This is a genomic window from Winogradskyella immobilis (assembly GCF_021887715.1).
In the GTDB taxonomy this organism is placed as follows: Bacteria; Bacteroidota; Bacteroidia; order Flavobacteriales; family Flavobacteriaceae; genus Winogradskyella; species Winogradskyella immobilis.
Window position 1 is genome coordinate 140,691 of record NZ_JAIQXX010000003.1, and the last position, 21,032, is coordinate 161,722.

The following is a 21,032-nucleotide window of genomic DNA, read 5'->3' on the forward strand; positions in this document are numbered from 1 at the left end:
CGCAGTCGAAGTCAATATGAAACTAGAAGGAAACATAGTCGATGTAGAAAACAAACGCATTTTTAAAGGTGAAATTACCTTTGTAGATGGCAAGATTACCGGTATTATAGAAAAAGACTGTGAAGCGAATCATTATATATTACCTGCTTTTGTAGATGCACATATACATATAGAAAGCTCTATGTTAGTACCATCTGAGTTTGCTAAAATTGCAGTAAAGCATGGCACTGTAGCTACGGTTTCTGATCCTCATGAAATTGCTAATGTATTAGGAGTTAGGGGAGTTGAGTTTATGATTGAGAACGGAAAACAAACTCCGTTTAAATTTAATTTTGGGGCGCCATCTTGTGTGCCAGCAACTAGTTTTGAATCTTCAGGTGCTATTATTAATTCTGATGATATAAAAGCATTGATGGCAAATCCAGAGATTAAATATCTAGCAGAAATGATGAATTACCCAGGAGTGCTTTTTGATGACGCTGAAGTTTTAAAAAAGATAGAATGGGCAAAACATTTTAATAAACCTATAGACGGACATGCGCCAGGATTACGAGGTAATGATATTTCTAAATACATAGCAGCAGGAATTTCAACAGATCACGAATGTTTCACTTATGAAGAAGCCTTAGAGAAACTTCAAAAGGGTATGAAGGTGATTATACGAGAAGGTAGTGCAGCTAAAAATTTTGAAGCTCTAATAGATTTACTGCCTGAGCATTATAAAAACATGATGTTTTGTAGCGATGATAAACATCCAGATGATTTACTTTTAGGTCATATCAATCAATTATGTGCACGAGCTGTCGCTAATGGAATAGATGTTTTTAAGGTGTTACAAGCAGCTTGTATTAATCCTGTGAAGCACTATAATCTTGAAGTAGGATTGTTAAATGAAGGAGACGCAGCAGATTTCATAGTTATAGAAGATTTAAAACAATTTAAAACACTTCAAACTTATATTGATGGGAAATTGGTGTTCGATAATGGCGTGTCAAATATCAAATCTGTAGATTTTGAAATTCTCAATAATTTCAATACAAATAAAAAAGTAGTAGCAGATTTTAAGTTTGAATCTAATACTACTCTTCGACTACGCTCAGGACAAGCTAAAATTAGAGTTATTGAATGTTTGGATGGCGAATTGATAACCAATGAGATTATAGCAGATGCTTTAATAGATAACGGAAATTTAATTTCTAATACGGAAACGGATATCCTAAAAATGACTGTAGTTAATCGCTACAACCCCGATAGTAATCTAGATGATAAACCAGCAATGGCGTTTATTAAAAATTTTGGATTAAAAGAAGGAGCTATTGCAAGTTCAGTAGGTCACGATTCGCATAATATTATTGCAGTTGGAGTTTCTGACGAAGCCATTTGCAAAGCCGTAAATGTATTGATTGAGCATAAAGGAGGCATTTGTGCAGTGAGTGATACAGAAACAAAAGTTGTGCCTTTGCCAGTAGCAGGAATTATGAGTGATAAAGATGCAGAGACGATTGGGCAACAATATGCCGAATTAGATAAAATAGCAAAACAACTAGGAAGCCAACTTCATGCACCTTATATGAGTCTATCGTTTATGGCCTTGTTGGTGATACCTGCCTTAAAATTAAGTGATAAAGGTTTGTTTAATGGCAGTACATTTCAATTTACATCTTTAGAAGTTAGTTAAATGCCGATAATAGAATCGACCTATCAACCGAGATTTTGGAGTAAAAGTGGTTTTGTATCCACAGTATATTCAGGACTAATACGAAAAATCAAGGGTTTAAATCAAACCAGAGAACGTATAACACTTAGTGATGATGATTTTTTAGATTTAGATTGGAGTTATGCAAATCAAAAAAGTAATCAGCTTATTATTTTACTGCATGGTTTAGAAGGTAATGGGCAACGTCCATATATAACCGGTACAGCTAAACATTTTAATACTAATGGTATTGATGCTGTTGCTGTTAATTTTAGGAGTTGTAGTGGAGAAGATAATTTAAAATATAGATCGTATCATTCTGGCGCCACAGAAGATTTGCATGATGTGGTAAATCATGTTATCAAAACAAAATCATATTCTCAAATTTATATCAAAGGCATTAGTTTGGGAGCAAATATGGTATTAAAATATGTTGGCGAAGACAAAGTGGTGCCTCATGAAGTAAAAGCTGTAATTGCCATCTCTGCTCCATGTGATTTAAGTGCTTCTTGCACAGAGCTACTTAAACTTAAAAACAAAGTTTATGCCATTCGATTTTTAGCGCATCTAAAGAAAAAATTGATTGCTAAGATTGAAAAATATCCCAATCAGATTTCTACAGCAGATTATAATGCTATAAAAACATTAAAAGATTTTGATGATATTTACACCTCTAAAGCACATGGTTTTTTAGATGCTGAAGACTATTATGCTAAGGCAAGTTGTTTGCAATTTTTGCCTAATATTAAAGTGCCGTCATTAATTATAAATGCGCTTAACGATTCTTTTTTATCGGCTTCATGTTTTCCAGTAAAAGAAGCTAAGGAAAATACTAATTTATATCTTGAAATGCCAAAACATGGTGGCCATGTTGGGTTTATAGCTAAAGGTAATGTGTATTACAATGAAAAGAGAGCATTAGATTTTATTAATGCGCTTTAATTTGTAGATTTAAACAAATTAATGACTTATGCTTAAAAAAGTTTTTGCAAGTGCTGTCTTTGGTGTTGAAGCATCCACGATAACTGTTGAGGTTAATGTAGATAAAGGTATAGGATATCATTTGGTAGGTCTACCAGATAACGCTATTAAAGAGAGTAATTACCGTATTGCTGCGGCACTTCAAAATAACAGTTATAAAATTCCAGGAAAGAAGATTACCATTAATATGGCGCCTGCCGATTTACGGAAAGAGGGCTCTGCTTATGATTTAACGTTAGCGATCGGAATTTTAGCAGCATCCAAACAAATACAGGCAGAACATTTAGAAGATTATTTGATTATGGGTGAGCTATCTCTAGATGGAAGTTTGCAACCCATAAAAGGAGCTTTGCCTATAGCTGTAAAAGCAAGAGCAGAAGGCTTTAAAGGATTTATTTTACCGAGTCAGAATGCAAAAGAAGCTGCTATTGTTGATGATTTAAAAGTGTATGGAGTTGATAATATCACACAGGTGATTAACCATTTTGATAAAGAGGAAGCTTTAGAGCAAACCATAATTAATACGCGAGAAGAATTTTATAAAAACCTCGATTTTCCTGAATTTGATTTTGCGGATGTTAAAGGGCAGGAGAGTATAAAACGCTGTATGGAAATCGCCGCAGCCGGTGGTCATAATATTATTTTAATAGGACCACCAGGTTCTGGTAAAACCATGTTGGCAAAGCGCCTGCCGAGTATTTTACCGCCAATGACACTCCATGAAGCTTTAGAAACGACCAAAATACATTCGGTAGTGGGTAGAGTAAAGGCGCATGCAGGATTAATGTCACAACGCCCGTTTAGATCCCCGCATCATACTATTAGCAACGTTGCATTAGTTGGAGGTGGAAGTTATCCGCAACCCGGAGAAATATCATTATCACATAATGGCGTATTGTTTTTAGACGAGCTTCCAGAGTTTAAACGTGAAGTTTTAGAAGTTATGCGTCAGCCATTAGAAGATAGAGAAGTGACCATTTCTAGAGCAAAATTTACAGTGACGTATCCATCATCTTTTATGTTAGTAGCAAGTATGAACCCGAGTCCTAGTGGTTATTTTAACGACCCTGATGCACCGATTACATCATCGCCAGCAGAGATGCAACGTTATATGGGTAAAATTTCTGGACCTTTACTAGATAGAATTGATATACATATTGAAGTGACACCTGTACCATTTGAGAAACTCTCAGATGAGCGTAAAGGTGAATCATCTGTAGACATACGAAAACGTGTTACAAAAGCTAGGGAATTACAAACAGAACGTTTTTCAGCATTAGAAAATGTGCATTATAATGCACAAATGAATACCAAACAAATACGAGCATATTGTAAATTAGATGAGGTATCTCTTCAACTGCTAAAATCTGCTATGGAGCGTTTAAACTTATCTGCAAGAGCGTATGATAGAATTCTCAAAGTATCAAGAACCATTGCCGATCTAGAAAACTCTAATGATGTTACAGGGAATCACATTAGTGAAGCCATTCAATACAGAAGCTTAGATAGAGAAGGTTGGTTGGGCTGAAATTCCTGGACTTGTGTTGAGCTTGTCGAAATAAGGCAGGAATCTTATTTTATCAACACTAAATTTTTTGAGTTTTCAAGGCGAGTATTTAATCATCCTTTTTAAAAGTATTTCTAGCTATATCTAATTTAATCCATATTTCATTTTCTATATCGTATTGGTAACCAAAAGAATTAATTACATTATTTCCTTCGTAAGTGAACGCTAAATGATCTCTTAGTTTGGTCATATTCATATAACGATTTTCACTAATAGGTAATAACTCTATTTTTACATCATTTCCTCTTTTATAAAACAACCTATCATTTTCTATCCAAAAAGTCCGTGGACCATAAGTACCAACAACACTTTTAAGTTGTTTATCTAGTGTTAAAGAATCTGTGTTTTGTACATAATTAATATGTGCTAATACGTCTTTTAAAAAGTAGTGTTTAGGGTTGGCTTTAATCGCTTTTTGGTAAGCAATTTTAGCGCTGTCTAATTCTTTGGCTTCAAATAACTGTTCTGCTTTTTCTATAGTTTCATCTATTTTCCAATACCAAAATATATCAGTACTATTAAAATTATTTTGCTCCGTTTTTATTTTAAAAAACTCACCATTTTCATCAGTAAAAAATTCTTTTAACCACGTTCTTCCTCTTATAGGTGTACCACTCACAATTTTTGTATCTCCTGCTAGTAGATAAACAAAAATAATTTGGTTAGAGACATATTGTAATAAGGTGTTGTTTTCAATCCAAAAATCAAAAGTTTGTTCACCAATATTTGAGCGATAAGTACCTTCAAAGGGTTTTAATTTTTCTATTGTAGATTTGTTATTCTTTAAATAAGCAATAGCAGTATCATAAACCTTGGTGAGGTTTTTAAAATCTGGCTCAAGGAGTTTAAATTTGTTCTGTATTTTTTGAGCTTCATCAATGTTACCCTCATGTAATAGTGGTCTTAATTTTAAATGAAAAATATATTCATCATTAACTTGTTTTTTGTCACTTATATCTATTTCTTCTAATAGATAATCGTAATCTTCTCGTATTAAACCAGCTTCTATTACATTATAAGCGTTGACTTCATTTTTATTGCTAGCATAGGCATCATAGGCACGTTGTGTATAGGCTTTTAAATTTTTAGTTCTGCCATAAATACTATAGAGCGTACTGTTATAGCTGTCGTCACTAGGATTTACCTCTAATTGCAGTTTTATTAATTTTTCTGCATTCTCAAACTCATCGTAGGCTAAATTTTTTAGTATTAGTGTTTCTCCACGTTTTTGCAAAGGTAGTTTAGAGCGATATTGGTAGGCTTTATCTGCAAGCTGTCGTTCTTCAAATTTACTCTGACTATATGTTAATTTTCTTTTTGCATCTAGTAGATACGCTAAGGCAAAGGTGTTGTCTTCTTTTACAGCTTTAGTATAGTCACTTTGCATAAAATATTCAATAGCTTTAAGTGAGCTGCTGGTAAATTCCTTAACCTCTAAATCTAAATGTTTTGGGGTATTAAACTCGTTAGAGGTAAAATGGTTAGTTACAAAAACTGTAATGTCATCTATAAGCTCTAAAACATCGTTGCCAGTAAAGGTTTCTTGCTTAATAACCTCGGCACTTTTACTATCTCTAATAAATGTATTAATGGTATAAGTACTATCTATAATTTCAAATTCACCATCTACATAATAATCATAAAAATAACTGGTTATTCTTGCTTTGTCTGCTGTGTTTTGCACATAAGAAAGTACTGGGGTTAAATTTTTATTTTGCAACAAATCTTGGTGCGTTAAATAGTTAATACCATACTGTAGCCATGCTTTTGTGCTATCTACTTTTTTAGGCTTAAAAGGAAACACATAAAACCCTTCTCTAAATTCTTCTTTGGTTATTAAAGCACTTTGTTGCTTACCTTGTTCATCCTCGTATGCTATAGTTTTTGTAGTAGCACCAAGGTCGCTATTACCAAAACCAAAATAGGTTACAATTAATATTAAAAGAATATTTAAAGGAAATATAATTTTTTCGTGCCGTTTAAATACTCGTTTATTTAAGCGGTCTTGGTGATAAAGATAAATGAGTAAAGATGGAATAATGCCAATAAAAAACCACAGTAAAATATCTACCCAATAAGGAGATATATGATAGCGGTTGAGCGCCCAATCTACAAATTGTAGAAACGTCCATGCAGCAACCAAGTAAGCTGCAAAGAATTTTAAGGTGTTAATCCATTTCTTTTTGCGGTTCTGTTTTTCCATTTACCACTTAATCAAATATTTATGCTGTGATTTTTCAATTAAAAAGGAAAGATAATTAATTCTGTTGAAATGGTATGTTTTTTAAAATTTAATATTCTAAATTAGAATAATCGTATACTACAAATATTGTATTTTTGGATGTATTAAAACTTAGCTTAAGTTTTGAAAACTATTCTATAATGTTCAAAAACATCTTTAAAAATATAGGTCCAGGACCTTTAGTTGCAGCAGCATTCATTGGCCCAGGTACAGTTACTGTATGTACATTAGCAGGCGTTGGCTTTGGGTATAGCTTGCTTTGGGCAATGACGTTAGCTATAATTTTTACAGTAGTGCTACAAGAAATGTCAGCACGATTGGGATTAATATCGCAGAAAGGACTTTCAGAAACTATCCGTTCAGAGATTAAACATCCAGTAGCTAAAGTATTTGCTGTAGTTCTTATTTTATCAGCAATAGTTGTGGGTAATGCAGCTTATGAGGCTGGTAATATTAGCGGTGGAGTATTAGGATTAGAAACTATTATAGGTAACCCTAGTTTTGACATAGGAAGTGTTTCTGTAAACGGATTGAGTATACTTATAGGAATCATAGCTTTTGTGTTGCTTTACCTAGGTAATTATAAAGTGTTAGAACGCGTGCTTATTACGTTGGTTATTTTAATGAGTTTAGCATTTATAATTACTGCTATTATGACCAAGCCTAATTTAGTAGCGGTGTTTAAAGGTGCTTTTATTCCTAAGTTTCCAGAAGAAAGTTTACTTACTATTATAGCTTTAGTGGGTACAACAGTGCCACCTTATAACTTGTTTTTGCATGCATCATTAGTAAAAGAAAAATGGCATGATAAAAAAGATTTAAAACATGTGCGAAAAGATACCTTTATCGCTGTTATTTTTGGTGGTATTGTGTCTATGTGTATTATGATGGCAGGCGTGTCTATACAAGCAACAGAAGTATCTAATGCATCTGATTTGGCTAAAGGTTTAGAGCCACTATTTGGAAGCTACGCAAAATACTTTTTAAGTATAGGTCTTTTTGCAGCAGGCATTACAAGCGCTATTACAGCGCCTTTAGCGGCTGCATTTGTAGCTAATGGATGTTTAGGATGGAAATCTAATTTAAAATCTAAAAAATTTCGTGCAGTTTGGATGGTGATTTTAATTCTAGGAATTCTCTTCTCTTCATTAGGGATAAAATCTATTGAAATTATAAAATTTGCTCAAGTGGCTAACGGTATACTGTTGCCTGTCATCGCAGGCTTTTTAATATGGATTATGAATAAGTCTTCTCTACTAGGAGATAACAAAAACACTACTACTCAAAATGTTTTTGGCTTTGCGATCCTTGCTATTAGTATACTATTATCAGTAGCGACATTAAATAAAGTGTTTCATTTAAATATATTTTAATGATTTATAAAGTAGACCTTAATTGCGATGTTGGAGAAGGTGTAGGCAACGAAGCTTTTTTAATTCCTAATATATCATCATGCAATATCGCTTGTGGTGGTCATGCAGGTGACCAAGACACAATGGATACGGTAGTAAAATTGTGCAAGCAGTATAATGTTAAAGCCGGGGCGCATCCATCTTTTCCTGATAAAGAAAATTTTGGTCGCCAACCAATGCACATGCCGCATAATGAATTAGTGAATTGCATTATAGAGCAAATAGAAGCGCTAAAACAGGTTTTAGATAATAATGGAGTAGAATTGTATCATATTAAACCTCATGGAGCGCTTTATGATATGGCATCTAAAGACGAAGCTACAGCAAAAGCGATTGTTGAAGCTATGCAGGGCTATAAAGATAAACACCTGTATGTGCCTTATAATTCTGTAACAGAACGTTTAGCTATTGAAGCAGGACTTTCTATTATTTATGAAGGCTTTGCAGATAGAAACTACAACAAAGATTTAACGCTTGTCTCTAGAGCATTATCTAATGCTATAATTACAGATCCGGATGAAATGTTTTCGCACGTACATCGAATGGTCATAGATAAAAAAGTAAGGTTGCCTAATGGCGAAGATATCGCCATTGAAGCAAAGACATTTTGCGTGCATGGTGATAACCCAAAAGCTATAGAATTAATTAGTGCGCTTAGGGCAAATTTAATACAATCTGGTATTGAAATAGAGTAGGTGTTTTGAGTGGTTATAAACTTACATATAAACGTTTTGGGGAACGCTCAATTTTAATAGAATGGCCACCAGAAATTAATGAAAATGTGCTTTATGATGTTCTTAATTATAAAGAAAGCATAGTTAAGAGTAGTATTAAATCAATAATTGAAGTAAAATCTGCATATAACTCAATATTAATAAATTACATAAACGCTATTGATAATATCAATGATGCTTTTTTAATATTAAAAGCCTTATATAAACCTTCAAAATCAAGTAAACAAAAAGAAGCTGTACTTTGGAGAATACCTGTGTGTTATGATACCAAATTTGCAATTGATTTAGAAGACTTGGCTCTATCAAAAAAATGCTCAATAGATGATATTATTCAATGGCATTCTAATGACATTTATACCATTTATTTTATAGGGTTTTTACCTGGGTTTTATTACCTAGGTGGCTTAGATAAAAAACTACATCATCCGCGCAGATCTTCACCACGTTTACAGATTAAAAAAGGTGCTGTTGGTATAGGAGGAAATCAAACTGGTGTATACCCAAATGTAAGCCCAGGAGGTTGGAATATTATTGGCAATTCTCCAATCCATTTTTTTGATGTCAATCTACAAGAACCTTGTTTTGCTAAACAAGGAGATAAAATAAAATTTGAATCAGTCTCATTAAAGGAATATAATGATATTAAAACATTGGTAGAAGCAGGAGTTTATCATATAAAACAAGAGCCCATAAATGATTGAAGTTGTTAAACCAGGGTTTTATTCCACAATTCAAGATTTGGGCAGAATAGCGTATCACGATTATGGCGTGCCATATTCTGGTGCAATGGACGAGCAATCTGCCAAAATTGCTAATGCATTGTTAGGTAATAATGAGAATAATGCCGTACTCGAAATTACTATGACGGGTCCTACTCTAAAATTTATAAAAACAACTGCTATTTGCATTACTGGCGCTGATTTGTCCCCAAAACTCAATGGTAACGCTGTAAGTTTAAATAAAAGATACACTATAAAGCCTGATGATATATTATCATTCGGTAAACTTAATTATGGCTTTAGAGCATATTTAGGCGTTTGTGGAGGCTTTCAAACAGAAAAGGTTATGGGAAGCCGTAGTATGTATAAAAATGTAACGGAGCAGTTTATAACACAAAAAGGAGAGTTGTTGCCTATTAAAGATTTAAATACAAATGCAGCTACTTCAAATGCTTCAATAAAAATTGATAAAACACATTTTAACACGAAATCACTACCGGTATACAAAGGTCCTGAATTTGATAATTTGTCTAAAACTCAGCAAAAGCAATTATTAAATAAAACATTTACAGTGTCTAAAGATAATAACCGTATGGCTTATCAATTAGAGGATGCTATTGAAAACAATTTAAAACCCATAATTACCTCATTAGTGCAACCAGGAACAGTACAATTACCACCTTCGGGGAAATTAATTGTTTTAATGAGCGACGGACAAACAGCAGGTGGCTACCCTAGGGTTTTGCAATTATCTGATTCGGCAAGATATAGTTTAGCGCAAAAAAAGACAGGAGATACATTCACCTTTAATATGAGCGAATAACCTTGTTAATAAGTTATTTTTATTACATATTCATTTTTACAATTCTTTTATAAATTTAGCATACTATTAACTTAAAGACATACATTAACATGGCAAAAATTAAAGGATTAATTACATCAACTGAAGCTAAAAAGCTGAATGATGAATGGGGGGAAACACGTGCGGAGGCTATGAATCAGTGCATTAGCGATGTTACGGGAGGTAAAGTTACTGAAGACAACCGCTCATCTTGGTGGTCATTAGAAGATTTAAAAGCGTATATAAAACATGCTAAAAAGCAAGCTAAAAAATTAGGTTATGAGATGAATGGCATACGTGTTTATTGTGGAGCGCATAGTGAAGACGATTGCTATGCAACATCATTTATAGTACCAACATACGCAGGCGGCCTTGGTAAAGATGATGGAGATGGAGATAATGGGGATATTCCAGGTGGCGATGGTTTAAATAAAGGGCCAGAGGGAGACCCACCAGGATCAGGTTATCCGCAATAATGGATAGATGTTAGAGTTTATTAAAGAGTATTATATATTATTAGATAGAATTATTGTAATTATCCCAGCTATTGTTGGGATAATTTTATATAAGAAATTTAAAAATACTACTGTTAAATATTTTATATGGTTTCTTATATATGTTAATTGTTACAATTTTTTAGGAAGTTATCCCAGATATTTTGAAAATTATGATTTTTTTGAGCCTTTGAAAAATTATGTTGAAGGAACAGTATTTGAAAAAAATCATTGGTGGTTTACACTTTTCTGGGAAATTGGCAAAACGGTTTTCTTTACATTTTTTTACCAAAAGATATTACACAATGAAAGATTTATTAAATTTTTAAAATTTATACGTCAATTATTTTTAATTAGTTCAATTATATACCTGTTTATCTTTTGGAAAGAATTATCTTATTCTGGACTGGTATTTATTGAATGCTTTTCAGCTATAGCTATAATAATTTCAATTGTGTTCTATTTTATAGAACTTTTGAATAGTGATAAGATTAATAACTTTTACAAAACTATTAATTTTTGGATTAGCGTTATCTTATTTTTATGGTTATTAATTGTCACACCAATCTCATTTTTCAATATATATTTTAATACATCAGATTGGAATTTCATTTTACTTCAATGGCAAGTTTATTTATTAGCTAATTTATTTATGTATATAGGGTTTGCATCAATACTTATATTTGGTAAACCTGAAAAGAGTATTAATAATTAACTTTGAATTTCTTTTAATTATAACCAAATATTGAGTGACTTTATATTAAAAAATTACAGTCTTTTAACAAGAGTAATAGAAGCTATCCCAGTAATAGTTGGTTTTATGTTTTTTAATAAGTATAAATCTACTAGGGTTATTTATTTTATATATTTTTCATTATTTGTACTTTTAGGTGAGATTATTGCGCGCTATCCTGGTTACCTTAATACAGAAACTTTTAAATGGTTAAAATCATTGGTTTCTGGTACAGTATTTCAACGTAACTATTGGTGGTATACTATATTTTGGGTCATAGGGAGTTCTGTTTTTTATGCTTTTTATTTTCACAATAGCATAAAAGTAAAATTGTTTAGAGATTTAATAAAATGGATTACAACAAGTTTTGTAATAGTTTCTATTTTCTATCTAAGTTTTTATTGGGATAATCTTCGAAATTCTTCATCTTATTTCATTAATGTATATTCTTTAATAAATTTATTGGTTATAATAGTTCTTTTCTTTCTAGATATTTTAACTAGTAGTGTTCATATTAAATTATATAAACAAATTGATTTTCACATAGCTTTTATATTATTAATTTGGTGGTTAATTATTACACCGTTGATGTTCTTTAACGATTATTTTAATGCCTTAGATGAACAGTATACTAATTTACAATGGTTCATACGGTTTTTCGCAAATGTCTTTATGTACATAGGATTCACATTAGTGCTTATATTTGGTAAACCTGAAAAGAGTATTAATGAATAATGACTGATTAGGTTGCAGATATGATACATATTTTTGATAATATTTATACAGTTTTATACAATTTAGTAATCATAATAGCAGGAATAGCAGCATGGTTTTATTATAGGAAATATAAGCATTCTATGATGCGATATTTTATATATTTATTATTCTATATTGCTTTATTTACATTTTTAATGAAATATACTTATTCTGTACGATATAATGGGGTATTATCATTTCTAGATACAACAATTTTTAGGCAAAACTATTGGTTAGGAACTTTGCATTGGGATATAGGCGCAATGCTCTTTTATAGCTGGTTTTTTTCTAAATTCATTAAGAATAGGCGTTATAAAAAAATAATAAGACTGTTGTCTTTTTCGTTTTTAGTTTTTGCAACTTTTTCAATTGTTATACAATTTGAGAAGTTTTTTAAATCTAATCTTATGGAAATAACTATAGCAGGAAATTTACTGCTGATAATTTCTATATCATTATATTTTGTTGAGATATTACAATTAGATAAACTACTAGTTTTTTATAAAACCTATATCTTTTATATAGCATGTATTGTGATTTTATGGCTGCTAATTACTATGCCATTAGGGTTCTATGACCACTATTATAATTTAAAGGATCCTGCATATATAAAATTAAGGAAGATGATTTATTTCTACGTTAATTTATTTATGTATTTAGGTTTTGCGTTAGTTCTTATATTTGGTAAACCTGAAAAGGGTATTAATGAATAATGACTGATTAGGTTGCAGATATGATACGAATTTTTGATGATATTACAGGAATATTGCAAAGTTTAGTTATTATAATTGCTGCAATTACTGGGTTATTAAGTTATAAGAAGTATAAATATTCTGTAATTCGATATTTTACATATTTTTTGATTTATTTAGCTTTCTTTGAATGTCTAATGTATTACACATATTCCGTTAGGTATGATGGGATTTTATCATTTCTAGATACAACAATCTTAAGGCAAAACTATTGGTTGGGCGCATTATATTGGAGTATAGGAGCGATGCTTTTTTACAGCTGGTTTTTTTCTAAGTTTATTAAGACTAAATTATATAAGAAACTAATTAAATGGTTGTCCTTCTTATTTTTAATTTTTACTATTATTACAATCGTTACGCAATTTGATCAGTTCTTTAGCTCTGGTCTTGTGTCACTAAGATTAGCAGGGAATTTACTTTTGGTAATTTCTATATCACTCTATTTTATTGAAATATTACAATCAAATAAACTATTAGTTTTTTATAAAACCAATATATTTTATATAGCATGTATTGTGTTTTTATGGTTGTTAATCACAATGCCATTAGGGTTTTATAATCAATATTATAATTTGCAAGATCCAGAATATGTAAAATTGAGAAGTGCTATTTACTTCTACGTTAATTTATTTATGTATATAGGATTCTCATTAGTTCTTATATTTGGTAAACCTGAAAACGCTATTAATGATTAATTATTTACTTCTATATCAAAGTCAACAAGTATCCTCTGAAGCAGAGCGCTATTTGTTAGTGTATATGTTATTTGTAATACTAGCCATATCTAGTCTTATTATTATATTTTTTGTGGTTTTTCAAAAGCGTAAAAACAAATTATTACTCGATAATATAGAGCAACAACGTCAGTTTGATGAAGAACTGTTAAAAACTCAGCAAGAAATACAAGACGAGACTTTAAAGCATGTAGGTAGAGAGCTGCATGATAATGTTGGGCAATTAATGACAGTAGCCACCATGCAAATGAATGCCGTAGTACGTAAAGTAGATGACGCTCTAAAGCCAAAAGCTGAAGAAGCTGCTGCAGTATTAAAAGAAAGTTTAACTGAAGTAAGAGCTTTGTCTAAATCATTGAATAGTGATGTTATTTATAATTTAGGTTTTGATAAGACTGTTATTAATGAAGTGGAGCGCCTCAATAGAGCAGGGCGTTTAGAAGCGTATTTAAATATAGAAGGAGAAAAAATAAATTTTGAAAACAAAAAAGACGAAATTATTTTGTTTAGAATTATGCAAGAGTTCTTCTCTAACACTATAAAATATGCAGAAGCAGAACATATTCATATCAATATCAATTATACCCTAAAAGGCTTAAGTATTAGTATTAAAGATGATGGTAATGGTTTTGATGTCAATACTGTTGAAAAAGGTTCGGGCCTCATTAACATGCAAAAACGCGCAGAACTTATAAATACAACATTTAATTTAAAATCAGAATTAGGAAAAGGAACGGAATTACAGTTAAGCTATCCTTTTGTAGCTAATTAATCCAAACAGGCTTTCCATATACTATCATTTGGTAAAGGAGCTTCAACACGTATCAATTCTTTTTTTACAGGATGTATAAACTCTAAGGATTTTGCATGCAAGCTAATGCTAGCATCTTTATTGCTGCGATCAAAGCCATATTTCAAATCTCCTTTTATAGGACAGCCAATACTAGATAATTGACTTCGTATTTGGTGATGACGCCCAGTTTCTAATTGAATTTCTAATAAATAAAAATTATCTAATTTTTTAATTACGCTATAATGAAGAATTGCTTTTTTGCTTTGAGGAATTTCTTTTTTGTAAGCTGTAGATTTATTGTTTTTAGGATTTTTCTTTAGCCAATGTGTTAGGGTGTCTTTTTGTTTAGGAGGTGTGTTTTTAACTAAAGCCCAATACGTTTTTTGAGCTTTCTTTTCAGCAAATAGCTTGTTTAATCGTGGTAAAGCCTTGCTGGTTTTTGAGAACAATACAATACCCGTTGTAGGACGATCTAAGCGATGTACAACACCTAAATATACATTACCAGATTTATTGTATTTATCCGCGATATATGCCTTTACGATTTCACTTAAAGGTTGGTCACCAGTTTTATCACCTTGTACAATATCGCCAGCACGTTTATTGACGACAATAATATGATTGTCTTCATAAATAACTTGAAGATTATATGAATTTGATAGAGCTTTAGATTTTTGGATCACTTAGATTACTTTAAAGTAGATTTAAACTTTGAGGTCATTTTTATAATTGATTCTAATTGCTTTAATAAATCATCAAGTTCTTCTTTATTAATAAAATTCAAATCGAAGGCTATTAATAACTGTGTCTCTACTTCATAAGCAGAACCTAAGGTTATTTGAAGGAACCTAGAAAAATCTTTATTAGAATGTCTTGAAGATCCTTCAGCAATATTTGAAGGAATAGAAACAGATGCTCTTCTGAGTTGATTTGTAAGTCCAAATTTTTCATAATCAGGAAAATTAGAAGTAATAGTGTAAATGTTAGAGCAGAAGAGTCTACCCTTTTTCCATATTTCTAAATCTTTAAACCTGTGCATTGTTTACTTTTATATATTTTAATTTTCCAACAATCCAACAATCCAACAATCCAACAATCCAACAATCCAACAATCTAACAATCTAAGTTTAATACTGCTCATTATCACTAGGAAAATCTCCACTCTTTACATCATCTTTATATTGAGAACAGGCTTTGGTCATATCTTCATACAAATTCATGTAGCGACGTAAAAATCGAGGGTTAAATTCATGTGTCATACCTATCATATCATGAGTTACTAAAACTTGTCCATCTACACCATTACCAGCACCAATACCAATAATAGGTATGCTAACACTTTTAGCAACTTCTTCAGCCAACTTAGCAGGTATTTTTTCTAATACAATAGCAAAACATCCGGCGCGCTCCAACATTAAAGCATCTTCTTTGAGTTGTAAGGCTTCTTGCTCCTCTTTTGCTCTTACGGTATAAGTTCCAAATTTATAGATAGATTGTGGAGTTAACCCTAAATGTCCCATTACAGGAATACCAGCATTAAGAATACGTTTTATAGATTCTTTAATTTCTTTGCCTCCTTCCATTTTCACAGCATGACCACCACTTTCTTTCATAATTCTAATTGCAGAACGTAAAGCTTCTTTAGGATCACTCTGATAAGTACCAAAAGGTAAATCGACAACAACTAACGAACGCTCAATAGCTCTAACAACAGAAGACGCATGATATATCATTTGATCTAATGTAATAGGAAGTGTTGTTTCATGGCCAGCCATAACATTACTAGCAGAATCACCAACTAAAATAACGTCTACACCAGAGCCATCAACAATTTTAGCCATAGTATAATCGTAAGCGGTAAGCATTGAGATTTTTTCTCCTCGCGCTTTCATATCTACTAAAGATTTAACTGTAATTCTTTTGTATTCTTTTTTTGCTACTGACATCGTTTCAAAAATTTATGTTTGTAAAAATACTCAGTTTTGTTAAATTTTTCTTTAATATCAATTATAAATACAGAATACTTTGGTATTTTATAAGAAATTTCTAGACCATGAAACAAATACTAACGTTTTTAGTAATTGCATTATCCTTTAATCTTAATGCGCAAACATCACAAGAATCTGCAGTAAAAGAAACTATTATAAAATTCTTTGAAGCCTTTCATAAACAAGACAGTATTGCTTTAAAAAGTATGGTTACTGATGATATTATTTTACAATCGATATCAAAGAATAATGAAGGGAAAACAGTTTTAAATAAAAGTGAGTTTAATAGATTTGTTACTTCAATAGCGTCTATACCTAAAGAAAGAAATTTTCAAGAAAAACTCACCGATTTTAGTATACAAGTTGATGGTGATATGGCCAATGCATGGACTCCCTATGAATTTTGGATAGATAATAAATTTAGCCATTGCGGAGTAAATTCATTCCAATTGATAAGAATCAATAGCGAATGGAAAATAATTTACCTTGTTGATACTAGACGAAGAGATCATTGCGTACCTAAAAAAAATTAAATTTAAATAACATATTAAAAGCATCTTTAGAAGACTAGAAATAGTCTTCTTTTTTATGCTGTATTTTCAAATTGTAAAACGTATGCTTCTTATATTTTAATGTTAGGTAGCTAACGTTTACTCAATAACGGTGTGGTTGTTATAATGTTAAAAATTGTTAATCTATTGTTAAAACAAAAATAGTAACGTGTCATTTTCTTCTCTCTATAATTCTGCTATAGTGAAACTTACATTTTTTTAACACTAATAAGAGCGTTTTAAACAATTTCTTTCTTGTAAGTAAGAAAAAATGAGAGACACTAATTCAATGTTAAGTTTTAGTATAATATACTTTATCAACTTAATTACCATAGACTGAGTTTTGGCCAAAACAAAGTGATTAAATATTACCTGAGATAGATTTGATTTCATACATGTAAATGAAAGACAGCTATGATTTTCTAATAAAGAAAGAATGATCTCAGAAACAAAATAATTTAAACTCAAAAAAATCAAAATGAAAAATTACAAATTCAATTTATTATTACTGTTCGTTTTAACTTTAACAATCGTTTCATGTAATAATGATGACGATAATACTAGTGTTACTATTGATGACTCACCCAATGTTGCTGTTGGCGCTGTTTATGCTATGACTAACGGAAATGGTCAAATTGCAGGGAATGTTCAAGGAGCAAATACAATTATAGCCTATAGTAGAGATGTTAATGGTGGTCTAACACCTATTGGTGGTTTTGCTACAGGAGGTAGTGGAGGAGATTTTGATGGAGGAGAAGGTTTAGATCCATTAATTTCTGCTTATGCGTTAACCAAAACAGATGATAATGCAAACTTACTGGCAGTAAATGCTGGCAGTAATACCATTACAGCTTTTAATATCAATGAAGATTATTCTCTAACAGTAGCAGGTACACCACAACCAACTGGCGCAATAGGTCCAAATAGTATTGCTACAACTGCGGCAGTAACAGTAGATGGAACCAGAGGATTAGTTTATGTTTCTAACATTACAAGACCAGAATTTTTAGCTGGTGGTGAGCCAATGCATCAAGGAACAGTAACAGGGTATTGGTTATTAGAAGACGGAAGTTTACAGCCTATAGCTAATTCTACAAGAGATTTAGGAATACGACCATCTGCTGTGCAAATATCTCCGGATGGCCAATGGTTAGTCGTTACAGCAATTAACTCAGGTGCATCTGCATTAGGATCAGGAAGTGAAGATGAGCTAACAGTATTCAATATTAGTCCTAATGGATTATTAAGTGAAACACCATGGGGAACTGCAACATCAACATTAAGAGGAAATACAGAAGTGCAAGCTGATGGCGTTATAGGAAGAAATTTACCTTCTGCTATTGGTTTTCAAATTGTAGGAAATAACTACGTAGTAGTTACTGAAGCAAGAGAATTTCAATACGATGGAGCTCCGCCAGCTTTCCCAGCATTACAAGATGGATCTGTATCGACATGGCAAATTGAAGCAAACGGTACATTAACACCAATTACTTTAGATGTAAGATCTGGTGAAGGTAATACAGGTAGAACAGCTTGTTGGTTAGATTTTACTGCAGATGGTAACACCTTCTTTGTATCTAATGCCATAGAAGCTGGTTTAGCTTCATATAGTTTTAATAATGGATCAGTAGCTTTAATAGATCAAGTTGCAGCTCAAGGAACAGGAGCAACAGGTAATACTACAGATCCAGCAGCAGCATTTGGTACTACAGAAGGTTGGATTGATATGTGGATTTCTGATGATGGGCAGTTTTTATATCAATTATATGGTTTAGAAGGAACTATCGGAATTTATAGAATTAACGGAACTAGTTTAGAATTAGTAGGAGAAGAATCAAACAATTTACCAGACACTAACACTCAGGGAATTGTAGCAATATAATTTTATTCGTTTGGTTTGGTGAAAAAGTCAGGAGGTAGATATCTCTTGGCTTTTTCCTTTTTTAGAAAATAGATTTAACAATCTGCCATATTCACTTGTACTGCTAAACCACCTTCACTAGTTTCTTTATATTTAGAAGCCATATCTTTTGCAGTTTCCCACATGGTAGCAATAACTTTATCTAAGGGTATTTTAGCATCTTTAGGATCTCTATCTAAAGCCATTTCGCAGGCATTAATAGCTTTTATTGCTCCCATGGCATTACGTTCTATACATGGAATCTGTACTAAACCTCCAATAGGGTCGCATGTTAAACCTAAGTGATGTTCCATAGCAATTTCTGCAGCTATTAGCACTTGTTCTGGTGAACCTCCCATTAATTCAGTTAAAGCTCCAGCAGCCATCGCAGAAGAGACGCCAATTTCAGCTTGGCAGCCTCCCATAGCGGCAGATATAGTGGCACCTTTTTTAAATAAGCTACCAATTTCACCAGCGACTAATAAGAATTTTTTGATATCATCAAAATTTCCATCATGATTTTCAATTACTAGATAATACATTAAAACCGAAGGAATAACACCAGCACTTCCATTTGTGGGTGCGGTGACTACACGTCCGAGCGAAGCATTAACTTCGTTTACAGCAAGTGCAAAACACGATACCCATTTTAAGATTTGTCTAAATTTAACTTCCGTATCTCTAATAGCGGAAATCCATTCATTTGGATTAGTATAAGTACTGTCTCCTTTTAGTTTCTCATGCGTTTCATAAGCACGCCTTATAACATTAAGACCGCCAGGAAGTATACCTTCGGTATGGCAACCCGTGTACATACTATCTAACATTACACGCCATATCGCTTTTAACTTGTCATCAATTCTATCAGGAGATCTTAAGGATAACTCATTTTTTAATACAAGTTCACTTATAGTAATACCTTCAGAGTTGCAATACTCTAATATTTGAGTTGCTTTTTCTATAGGAAAAGGAAAAGCACTAAATTTTTCTTTTTGGCGTTTTGCACGTTGCATTTCTTCTTGGACAACAAAACCACCACCAATAGAATAATAAGTATCGGTAATTTGTTTTCCATTTCTTAATGTAGCATTAAATGCAATACCGTTAGGGTGAAAGTCTAGAAATGTTCTATTAAATAAAATAGCTTCATTAAAAACAAACGGAATTGGTTTTTCTGAATTTAAATCAAGAATTTTTGAAGCTTTTATGTTTTCAATTTGCTTCGGAATCTCATCTATAGGAAAGCTAACAGGATCACTACCTAATAATCCCATAAGTACTGCAATATCCGTAGCATGACCTTTACCAGTTAATGCTAAAGACCCATAGAGTTCTACAGAAATTGTAGAAACCATGGTAAACTGCTCTTGATGCTGTAATTTTTCAATCCATGTCTTAGCAGCGCGCCATGGGCCAAGAGTATGAGAACTCGATGGTCCTACACCAATACTTAGCATATCAAAAACAGAAATACTTTCCATTGACTAAATCGATTTAGTTAAGGTGTAAAGATACTATTTACTAAATATAAAAACCTGAAATTAATTTCAGGTTTTTTGTAAACAAAATTGATATGTCTATTGTGATATTCAAAATGTGATTCTCAAATTTTACTTATATTTCTAATTGAGACTTACATGTTCCATTACTGCATTAAAATCATTAAGATTCAAATCAATACTATTAATGAAATCTATAGGAAGAATAACTATTCTAAATGTTTGATCTAAGATATCACCAGGGAGCAATGAATTAAAGTCAAATGTAGATGGGGCTTCAATAAATATATCAACTAGATCAAATCGATGTTGGAAATTATATTGAAATTGTTGTCCATCGTTAGTAAAAACAGTATCCGGTAGTAATCTCCATATATCAAAACCATCATCATCTACGCCAACTAAATGATAAACAAGAACCATATCACTTTCAATTAGATCAATATTTTCTGGGATACCTATAGTCTCTATATAGTCAGGAGCTTCTATATCAAAAGTGCGCTCAAAAGATTGTCCAACTAAACTAACTCCATCTGGACCTTGAGGACCAGGAGGTCCAGTGTCTCCTTCACATGCAGTTAATAATATGCTAAATGCGGCAATAAGTGTAAGTATTCGTTTCATAAAATATATAGTTTTC

21 protein-coding genes are annotated in these 21,032 nt (G+C 32.0%); 15 read left to right on the forward strand and 6 right to left on the reverse strand.

Annotation, left to right across the window (positions count from 1 at the left end; genetic code table 11):
- Nucleotides 1-16: 16 nt before the first annotated feature.
- The 3 genes from ade to K8Z87_RS03595 are packed head-to-tail and all read left to right on the forward strand — an operon-like array spanning nt 17 to nt 4,205.
- Nucleotides 17-1,678 carry an adenine deaminase gene (gene ade, locus K8Z87_RS03585; RefSeq protein ID WP_227476111.1) on the forward strand — a complete coding sequence of 554 codons (1,662 nt, stop codon included), beginning with the start codon at nt 17-19 and terminating at the stop codon, nt 1,676-1,678.
- Nucleotides 1,679-2,638, forward strand: coding sequence for a YheT family hydrolase (locus K8Z87_RS03590; protein WP_227476112.1), 960 nt, complete (start codon nt 1,679-1,681; stop codon nt 2,636-2,638). It begins immediately after the preceding gene.
- A 28-nt stretch (nt 2,639-2,666) separates the two neighbouring features.
- Nucleotides 2,667-4,205 (forward strand): YifB family Mg chelatase-like AAA ATPase, encoded by a 1,539-nt coding sequence (locus K8Z87_RS03595; protein WP_227476113.1) that lies wholly within the window; start codon nt 2,667-2,669, stop codon nt 4,203-4,205.
- A gap of 88 nt (nt 4,206-4,293) precedes the next feature.
- On the opposite strand, the gene K8Z87_RS03600 is transcribed toward K8Z87_RS03595, so the two are convergent.
- Complete coding sequence (locus K8Z87_RS03600) at nt 4,294-6,447, reverse strand: hypothetical protein (protein ID WP_227476114.1); 2,154 nt, start codon at nt 6,445-6,447, stop codon at nt 4,294-4,296.
- Nucleotides 6,448-6,626: 179 nt separating this feature from the next.
- Here K8Z87_RS03600 and K8Z87_RS03605 point away from each other — a divergent pair, with 179 nt between their 5' ends.
- The 10 genes from K8Z87_RS03605 to K8Z87_RS03650 all read left to right on the forward strand — a co-directional run bounded on the left by K8Z87_RS03605 (nt 6,627) and on the right by K8Z87_RS03650 (nt 14,433).
- Nucleotides 6,627-7,859 (forward strand): Nramp family divalent metal transporter, encoded by a 1,233-nt coding sequence (locus tag K8Z87_RS03605; protein WP_227476115.1) that lies wholly within the window; start codon nt 6,627-6,629, stop codon nt 7,857-7,859.
- A complete protein-coding gene (gene pxpA, locus K8Z87_RS03610) occupies nt 7,859-8,593 on the forward strand; it encodes a 5-oxoprolinase subunit PxpA (protein WP_227476116.1) in 735 nt (244 codons plus the stop codon). Before K8Z87_RS03605 ends, pxpA begins: the two co-directional genes overlap by 1 nt.
- Before the next feature lie 5 nt (nt 8,594-8,598).
- A complete protein-coding gene (gene pxpB, locus K8Z87_RS03615; protein WP_227476117.1) occupies nt 8,599-9,333 on the forward strand; it encodes a 5-oxoprolinase subunit PxpB in 735 nt (244 codons plus the stop codon).
- The gene (locus K8Z87_RS03620; RefSeq protein WP_227476118.1) at nt 9,326-10,174 is read left to right on the forward strand and encodes a 5-oxoprolinase subunit C family protein; all 849 of its coding nucleotides are present in this window, start codon (nt 9,326-9,328) and stop codon (nt 10,172-10,174) included. The genes pxpB and K8Z87_RS03620 overlap by 8 nt, the downstream gene beginning before the upstream one ends.
- Before the next feature lie 89 nt (nt 10,175-10,263).
- Nucleotides 10,264-10,668: a hypothetical protein gene (locus K8Z87_RS03625; protein WP_227476119.1), complete on the forward strand. Its 405-nt coding sequence runs from the start codon at nt 10,264-10,266 to the stop codon at nt 10,666-10,668.
- 7 nt (nt 10,669-10,675) lie between these two features.
- Nucleotides 10,676-11,401: a hypothetical protein gene (locus K8Z87_RS03630; protein WP_227476120.1), complete on the forward strand. Its 726-nt coding sequence runs from the start codon at nt 10,676-10,678 to the stop codon at nt 11,399-11,401.
- A 30-nt stretch (nt 11,402-11,431) separates the two neighbouring features.
- Entirely contained in the window at nt 11,432-12,154 is a 723-nt protein-coding gene (locus K8Z87_RS03635; RefSeq protein ID WP_227476121.1) for a hypothetical protein, read from the forward strand.
- 20 nt (nt 12,155-12,174) lie between these two features.
- Complete coding sequence (locus tag K8Z87_RS03640) at nt 12,175-12,888, forward strand: hypothetical protein (RefSeq protein WP_227476122.1); 714 nt, start codon at nt 12,175-12,177, stop codon at nt 12,886-12,888.
- 20 nt (nt 12,889-12,908) lie between these two features.
- Nucleotides 12,909-13,622 carry a hypothetical protein gene (locus tag K8Z87_RS03645; protein WP_227476123.1) on the forward strand — a complete coding sequence of 238 codons (714 nt, stop codon included), beginning with the start codon at nt 12,909-12,911 and terminating at the stop codon, nt 13,620-13,622.
- Nucleotides 13,615-14,433 carry a sensor histidine kinase gene (locus K8Z87_RS03650; protein ID WP_227476124.1) on the forward strand — a complete coding sequence of 273 codons (819 nt, stop codon included), beginning with the start codon at nt 13,615-13,617 and terminating at the stop codon, nt 14,431-14,433. Before K8Z87_RS03645 ends, K8Z87_RS03650 begins: the two co-directional genes overlap by 8 nt.
- On the opposite strand, the gene K8Z87_RS03655 is transcribed toward K8Z87_RS03650, so the two are convergent.
- The 3 genes from K8Z87_RS03655 to panB all read right to left on the reverse strand — a co-directional run bounded on the left by K8Z87_RS03655 (nt 14,430) and on the right by panB (nt 16,400).
- Nucleotides 14,430-15,137 (reverse strand): RluA family pseudouridine synthase, encoded by a 708-nt coding sequence (locus tag K8Z87_RS03655; RefSeq protein ID WP_407704194.1) that lies wholly within the window; start codon nt 15,135-15,137, stop codon nt 14,430-14,432. The two genes, K8Z87_RS03650 and K8Z87_RS03655, sit on opposite strands and share 4 nt — an antisense overlap.
- Before the next feature lie 5 nt (nt 15,138-15,142).
- Nucleotides 15,143-15,493, reverse strand: a complete 351-nt coding sequence (locus K8Z87_RS03660; RefSeq protein ID WP_227476125.1) for a four helix bundle protein — start codon at nt 15,491-15,493, stop codon at nt 15,143-15,145.
- A gap of 88 nt (nt 15,494-15,581) precedes the next feature.
- A complete protein-coding gene (gene panB, locus K8Z87_RS03665; RefSeq protein ID WP_227476126.1) occupies nt 15,582-16,400 on the reverse strand; it encodes a 3-methyl-2-oxobutanoate hydroxymethyltransferase in 819 nt (272 codons plus the stop codon).
- Between the two features lie 107 nt (nt 16,401-16,507).
- Between panB and K8Z87_RS03670 the strand changes: the two genes are divergently transcribed.
- On the forward strand, nt 16,508-16,975 hold the full coding sequence (locus K8Z87_RS03670; protein ID WP_227476127.1) for a nuclear transport factor 2 family protein: 468 nt from the start codon (nt 16,508-16,510) through the stop codon (nt 16,973-16,975).
- A gap of 496 nt (nt 16,976-17,471) precedes the next feature.
- Complete coding sequence (locus K8Z87_RS03675) at nt 17,472-18,875, forward strand: lactonase family protein (RefSeq protein WP_227476128.1); 1,404 nt, start codon at nt 17,472-17,474, stop codon at nt 18,873-18,875.
- Nucleotides 18,876-18,949: 74 nt separating this feature from the next.
- Here the strand turns inward: K8Z87_RS03675 and K8Z87_RS03680 are convergent, their stop codons facing one another.
- Both K8Z87_RS03680 and K8Z87_RS03685 read right to left on the reverse strand, forming a co-directional pair.
- Nucleotides 18,950-20,374 carry an L-serine ammonia-lyase gene (locus tag K8Z87_RS03680; RefSeq protein WP_227476129.1) on the reverse strand — a complete coding sequence of 475 codons (1,425 nt, stop codon included), beginning with the start codon at nt 20,372-20,374 and terminating at the stop codon, nt 18,950-18,952.
- 141 nt (nt 20,375-20,515) lie between these two features.
- The gene (locus K8Z87_RS03685) at nt 20,516-21,016 is read right to left on the reverse strand and encodes a dihydrolipoamide dehydrogenase (protein ID WP_227476130.1); all 501 of its coding nucleotides are present in this window, start codon (nt 21,014-21,016) and stop codon (nt 20,516-20,518) included.
- Nucleotides 21,017-21,032 lie beyond the last annotated feature (16 nt).